General features: G+C 43.0%; 4 protein-coding genes and 2 pseudogenes. 4 read left to right on the top strand and 2 right to left on the bottom strand.

Going from position 1 to position 6,268, the window contains the following annotated elements; all coding sequences use genetic code 11:
* From FFM73_RS13280 to FFM73_RS07980, 3 genes and pseudogenes are all read left to right on the top strand, one after another.
* A pseudogene (locus tag FFM73_RS13280) lies at nucleotides 1-114 on the top strand (IS200/IS605 family transposase); the annotation flags it as partial.
* Nucleotides 115-286: 172 nt separating this feature from the next.
* Nucleotides 287-850, top strand: a pseudogene (locus FFM73_RS07985) (sugar O-acetyltransferase).
* A gap of 184 nt (nucleotides 851-1,034) precedes the next feature.
* Nucleotides 1,035-2,042, top strand: coding sequence for a cation diffusion facilitator family transporter (locus FFM73_RS07980; protein WP_171001245.1), 1,008 nt, complete (start codon nucleotides 1,035-1,037; stop codon nucleotides 2,040-2,042).
* Nucleotides 2,043-2,143: 101 nt separating this feature from the next.
* On the opposite strand, the gene FFM73_RS07975 is transcribed toward FFM73_RS07980, so the two are convergent.
* Both FFM73_RS07975 and FFM73_RS07970 read right to left on the bottom strand, forming a co-directional pair.
* A complete protein-coding gene (locus tag FFM73_RS07975; protein ID WP_137631246.1) occupies nucleotides 2,144-3,712 on the bottom strand; it encodes an FGGY-family carbohydrate kinase in 1,569 nt (522 codons plus the stop codon).
* 245 nt (nucleotides 3,713-3,957) lie between these two features.
* Nucleotides 3,958-4,734, bottom strand: a complete 777-nt coding sequence (locus tag FFM73_RS07970) for an SDR family oxidoreductase (RefSeq protein ID WP_089136859.1) — start codon at nucleotides 4,732-4,734, stop codon at nucleotides 3,958-3,960.
* A 224-nt stretch (nucleotides 4,735-4,958) separates the two neighbouring features.
* Between FFM73_RS07970 and FFM73_RS07965 the strand changes: the two genes are divergently transcribed.
* A complete protein-coding gene (locus tag FFM73_RS07965; RefSeq protein ID WP_137631245.1) occupies nucleotides 4,959-6,077 on the top strand; it encodes an ROK family transcriptional regulator in 1,119 nt (372 codons plus the stop codon).
* The last annotated feature ends 191 nt before the right edge of the window (nucleotides 6,078-6,268 follow it).

Genomic DNA, 6,268 nt, shown 5'->3' with positions numbered 1-6,268 from the left:
TTATGGTCTCCTAGCTTCTTTATGAGTACCCTTGGTAATGCTTCAAAAGAAACAATAGTTCAATACGTTGACTCACAATTAGACCGATACAACGGTGGACGTCCAAGACGTTGATTCATATCGGCATTAAAATACCGAGTTTTCTCAACTGACGCCACTTATAAAAGTTCCAGCTGCTGAATACTTAAGTGGATTCAGTAACTGTTTTTTTACTGATCGACCTAAGTATCTCACTTGACTTAAACACTACTTTAAGTGCTAAAGTGTTTCTGAAGGGAGCGGTGAGATGACATCTGAAATAGATAAACTTAATGCGGGAGAGTGGTACTGCTTTTCTGATGCGGAAGTTGCTGCTCGTAAAGCACGTACCGCAAAGTTGTGTCAGGAGTTCAATGCCATTCCGGCAACTGAGCCAGTTAAACAAACGGCTAAAATGTAAGAGATTCTTGGCAGCTACGGTGATAAACTTTCCGTTCAGGCTAGCTTTAACTGCGACTATGGTGAAAATATCCACGTTGGTCACGATTTTTTAAGCAATTATAATCTAACTATCTTGGATATGGCACCGGTAACCATTGGCAATAACGTCATGGTTGGTCCAAATTGCGGTATTTATACGGTCAACCATCCAATGACAGCTACTGGTCGTCGACAGTACCTTGCTAAAGCCAGTCCAGTCACAATTGGTAATGATGTCTGGCTAGGTGGATCAGTGACTATTTTACCTGGTGTGACTATTGGCAATAATGTTGTGATTGCAGCAGGGGCCGTTGTCACTAAGGATATTCCTGATAATACGTTAGTGGCAGGGGTACCGGCTAAACCCATTCGCCAATTGAAGACGGAATAATAAAGACGTTAACAACCATTGTTGGCTGTTAACGTTTTTATTTACTTAAAATATTGAATAGAGCACAAATGTTTCATGTGGAACATTTGTGCCCCTCTTTTGAATTTCTAATGGAGACTTTCCAACACTAGTTTACCTAATTTGGCGCTATAATCTGGGTGAATTATCAGGGAAGGTGAGCAATGTGAATAATTTGGCGCAGTATCTGAAACGCGAACATACTCATTTGTCAGAGATCGAAGCAGCTGAGATCAAGAGATTGCAACACGCTTTAAAATCACTTTGGGTCAATATTGGTATCTATCTGGCAATCACGGCCATTGAATATTGGTTAGCATCGATTGGCCATTCTCAAGCTCTGCGCGCCGATGCGATGAATAACCTCTCTGGGGTCATGTCAACGTTCTTTCTCATCGTTGGCCTTCACACAGCCACCGATTCCGATGATCACTTTTTGGTTGGTAAGCGGATCCCATTGCTCAATGGGCGCAATGATGACCGGATGCAGCTATCCCGTTTTCGGATGGAAACCATTTTTACGCTGATTACGAGCTTCATTATTATCTTCATCTCTGGCCAAATTATTTACCAAAGTTTATATGCCTTGTTTACCGCAGGAATCAGTCATCATCCCAATATTTATTCGGCCTATGGGGCTGGTATTGCGACTGTGCTGATGGCAGTTGTCTGGTGGTGGAACTGGCACAACGGAAAACGGTTAAAGAGTTCCGTTTTAATGGCCGCTTCAAAAGATAGCATGGGGGATGTGGCAACTAGTTTTGGAACCTTGGTGACTGTGCTGGCCGTTTTCCTGTTTGATATTCCTTGGTTGGATAGTACGGTCAGTATCATTATTGGCTTGTTCGTTCTCTGGTCAGGCCTAGTGATCTTCCAAGAAAGTACACTGAACTTAGCCGATTATGTTGACCCGGATTTGGAGGATCGTATCAAAAAGGCAGTCTTGAATTTCGGTGAGGTTCACCAAGTGAGGGAATTTCGTAGTCGTTACATTGGCGATGTGCTAGTGGTTGAAATGCTGATCATGGTCGATGCTGATATGGATGTGATGCACTTGTACGAACTGACTGAACGCATAGAAAAGCGTTTAGAGCAGCAGTTCCAGATTGTTGATGTGATTACGCAAGCGGTGCCTGATCCGGGTGAGGACGCAACTAAGAGTAGCGATGAATGATGTTAAACTGTTTTATTAATAAACACCAAAAAATGGGCCGGAAACTCGCAGTTTTCCGACCCATTTTTAATAGTTAAGTTAGTTATAGTTATGAAATTCGATTAAACGTTTTGTGTGTCTTTGGCAAGCAATTGTTCTGATTCTTTAGTGATCTGGGTGAGTGTGTGCATGTCGCCTTCAAGATCGCCGTAGAGTTGACGGTAAAGCTTGTAGAACTTGTTGTAAGCTTCGTGTTTCTTTGGATCTGGTTCGATCTTGTCGCCAAGAACTTGCCACTTTTGAACATCTTCAACGTTCAAGATACCAGTGCCAAGACCTGCCAGCATAACGTCACCTAAGTTAGCTTCGGCATTGTCGATTGGTGTCCGAACAGCGTAGCCGGTAACATCGGCAAACATTTGAACCCAGTCAGGTGAGTTGGTAACACCACCGGCAATAACGATGTAATCGCCAAGGTCGCGGCCAGTAGCTTCCATACTGTGACGCAGAGCGTAGCAGACAGCTTCTTGGAAGGCGTGGAACAAGTGACCCTTGGTGTGGACTAATGACAGACCAAAGATAGTTCCTTTAGCGTCTGAGTTCCAGACTGGTGCCCGTTCACCCATGAAGTATGGTAAGACAACTAAGCCTTCACTACCAACAGGGATGTCATGAGCTTCTTTGCCTAAAGCAACATAAGCGTTATCGCCACCAGCATTTTGGGCAGCAACTTCTTTTTCGCCCATCGTATCGCGGAACCACTTTGTAATGGCACCGGCAGTAGCTGAACCAGAGAAGTTGTAAACTAAGTCTTTAGACTTGTAAGGATATGGCCATACGATCAGACCTTTACCCTTGATAGGAGTCTTGCTTACAAGAGCAGCGTTCATTGATGAACCAATGGCAGCAACGTAGCGACCGGGTTCAAAGACACCCATCCCAACGTTAGCGGCACCAACGTCGACACCACCAGAAACAACTGGGGTACCGGCTTTAACGCCTAAGTCAGCAGCAGCTTCGTCAGTGATTTTACCAACGATAGTCGTTGAGTCAACGATTGGTTCTGGCATCATGCTCTCAGGAATATCCATTGCGTTCAGCAATTCCTTTGACCAAGTATGCGTGTTGATATCGTATAAACCACCTAAGTTACCAGCAGCAGTATGATCGATAGAAACAGCACCAGTTAATTGGTAGATAGCGTAGTTGCTCGGTGGCAAGAACATGTGGATCTTACGCCAGTTTTCTGGTTCGTGGTTCTTGATCCATAAGATCTTAGTGTAGCCGTAGTATGGGTCAACCACATCATCACCGGTGATCTCAGTCAACTTTTCAGTAGAAATGTTAGCTTTGACCCATTCAGTTTCTTCTTGTGCACGACGATCCATCCAGATCAAGTCTGGACGTACAGGCTTCATGTCTTTGTCAACTGGAACACCTGAACCACCGTAAAGGCCACTAATACCCATGCCTTTAATGTCTTCTGGAGCAACCCCAGACTTTTTAACGACGGCACGGATTGAATCCTTAACACCTTTAACCCAAACGTCAGGCCATTGTTCAGCCCAGAGAGGCTTTGGAGTTAAAACATCATATTCTTCAAGATCTTGAGCAATCAGCTTACCGGTAGTATCCATTAAGATACTCTTAGTACCTGAAGTCCCAATATCTGTACCAATTAGGTATTGCATAGGAAATTCTTCCTTTCAATCGATCATATTTTGATAGAGTAGGGAACATGCTGGCTTAAATGTGTTGGGCACGTGAGGGTCACCGCTGAGTTATCGCTCTCACTGCCATTTATCCGGTCATGTTCTGCAAGGCTAAGGCTCGCATATAAGGTACTTCCGGCAGAAACACCCCATCGCTGGGATGCTGCCGACGCGAGCACCTTATAATTTGGTCTGTAAGCGCCTTGTTAAATACATTGTTCTTATTACCAAGCTGTGAAGGCACCGTCAACCAGGTAATCGTCACCAGTTGAGAAGCTGCTGGTATCACCGGCTAAGTAAACAGCCATACCTTGTAATTCATCAGGACGACCTAAGCGGCCAAGTGGTGCCCAGTCGTTCCAAGTCTTGATCAATGGCTTCAATGATTCTGAGCTCAAAGTCAAGTCAGTGCCCATGTAACCTGGGCTGATGGTGTTAACACGAACGCCTTTTTTAGCCCATTCAATAGCGAGTGACTTCGATAATTGAATAACACCGTTCTTAGTAGCGTTGTATGAACATTGTGGTTGTGGACGGTTAACGATGTGAGCAGACATTGAAGCGGTGTTCACGATTGAACCCTTGCCTTGCTTGATCATGTAACGGCCAGCAGCTTGTGAGCATAAGAATACTGAGTTCAAGTTCAAGTTAACAACCTTCAACCAGTCTTCATATGACATTTCTTCGGCTGGAATGTTTAAGCACATACCGGCGTTGTTAAATGCAGCATCAAGGCCACCTAATTCAGAAACAACTGTTTCAACCATCTTTTTAACTTGGTCAGGGTCAGTAACATCGGTCTTAACGGCGATAGCCTTACGACCAGTGTTCTTGGCGATTTCTGCAGCAGTTGCTTTGGCTTCGTCTTCGTTGATATCAACGATTGCGACATCGGCACCGGCTTCAGCTAAGGCAGTTGCCATTGCTTTTCCTAATCCTTGTGCACCACCGGTAACGTAAGCTTTCTTACCGGTAAGGGCCATACGATCTAAAATACCCATATCTGTTCCTCCTCAGGAATATATAGTGTAATTAAAATTTCGCGGATTTAAAAACAAAATCTATTAAATAAATTCATTTTGTAAAAGCGCTTTATTTAATTCATAAGTAAATGTAACCCCTATCAAATTAAAAGTCAACACTTTTTTTGAAAACGTTTTCTAGAATTGCATTTTAGTCATTGTAATGGTAGGTTTTAACTATGACATGACGGGGGGATGAACGAATGAAACGTGATAATACCAGACCGTCCGGACATTATCGGGCAATGTATCAGTTAATTTATGAGTCTGGAAAAATTTCTAAACAAGAAATTGCTAAGCAGATGGATCTAAGTTTACCAACGGTGACACAAACGCTGCATCAGTTGATGCAAGACGAACAAATTGTGACTGACGGTAAGTTTTCTTCAACTGTTGGACGACGTGCCGTGGTTTATTCGCCAAACAATGAAAGGGCTTACGCAATTGGCCTGGAATTATTTGCGAATCATGTGACAGCGACACTCGTTAATGTAATGTATGAAGATCTCGCATCGGCCACCATTAATTTACCATTCACCATTGAACTGGGTTATTTCCAGCAATTAGGTGATTGGATTCGAGATTTTATTCAGGCACAAAAGATCCCGTTGGAAAAAATTCAAGGTGTCGGCATTGGCATCCAGGGTTTAATTTCATCTGACGGAAAAACGGTACTCTATGGTAAGATCTTGAATTGCACGGGCTTAACCAATGGTCAATTTGAACGGGCATTTGGCTTACCCGTTAAACTATTCCACGATGCAGACTGTGTGGCACTGGCAGAACAGACCTTATCGCATAACCATGAGGATGCCACTTACTTATCTATTGGTGAGCACTTAGGCACTGCAATCGTGATCAACGACCGGATCTACACGGGTGAAAAGGGCCGCAGCGGTACGATGGAACATATTACGCTCAATACGCAAAATGGCCATAAGTGCTATTGCGGCAGACGTGGCTGCTTGGAAACCTACAGTTCTCTGAGTGCTTTGTTGAAGGCAAACGAAACTATTCAAAGTTTCATGGACCGACTGGCTAAAGATGATAAAGAGACTGTCCAGCGTTGGCGCAATTATTTGACCAATTTGGCAGAAGTTATCAATAACCTGCATATGTTCGTTGATAATCGGCTGGTCATTGCTGGTGAATTAGTCAGGTATCTCGATGATAGTGCCATTGAATTTATCAATGACCGCATTAAAGAGATTACCGCCTTTCCAGAAGATCAGCCCTATGTTGAACGGGGAACGGTTCAATCACGGGCGGTTTCATTTGGCGCCACTTTACCAATTATTAAAAGTGTTTTAGATAATATCTAAGCATATTAGGTGTAACTTCTAATGAAGGAAGTTACGCTTTTTTAGTGAAATTGAAAGCTCAAATAATCACAATAAGAGGTGTTTTTAAAAATTTAGTAAATAAATTTTTATCGGTATAGACCTTGATATAAAGCGTTTTCATGCTTAAAAATAAAGAAATTTTCTTAAGTGAAAAATAAATTTAACTTGCG

Origin of the sequence: Secundilactobacillus hailunensis, assembly GCF_005405185.1 — a bacterium.
In the GTDB taxonomy this organism is placed as follows: domain Bacteria; phylum Bacillota; class Bacilli; order Lactobacillales; family Lactobacillaceae; genus Secundilactobacillus; species Secundilactobacillus hailunensis.
Note: the sequence above shows the minus strand (reverse complement) of the source record. Positions and strands in the feature narration are given on the sequence as shown.

Bases quoted from the DNA above. Each gene is read 5' to 3' on its own strand.
- FFM73_RS07975 (WP_137631246.1), bottom strand. From the start codon at position 3,712: ATGCAATACCTAATTGGTACAGATATTGGGACTTCAGGTACTAAGAGT.
- FFM73_RS07970 (WP_089136859.1), bottom strand. From the start codon at position 4,734: ATGGGTATTTTAGATCGTATGGCCCTTACCGGTAAGAAAGCTTACGTT.
- FFM73_RS07965 (WP_137631245.1), top strand. From the start codon at position 4,959: ATGAAACGTGATAATACCAGACCGTCCGGACATTATCGGGCAATGTAT.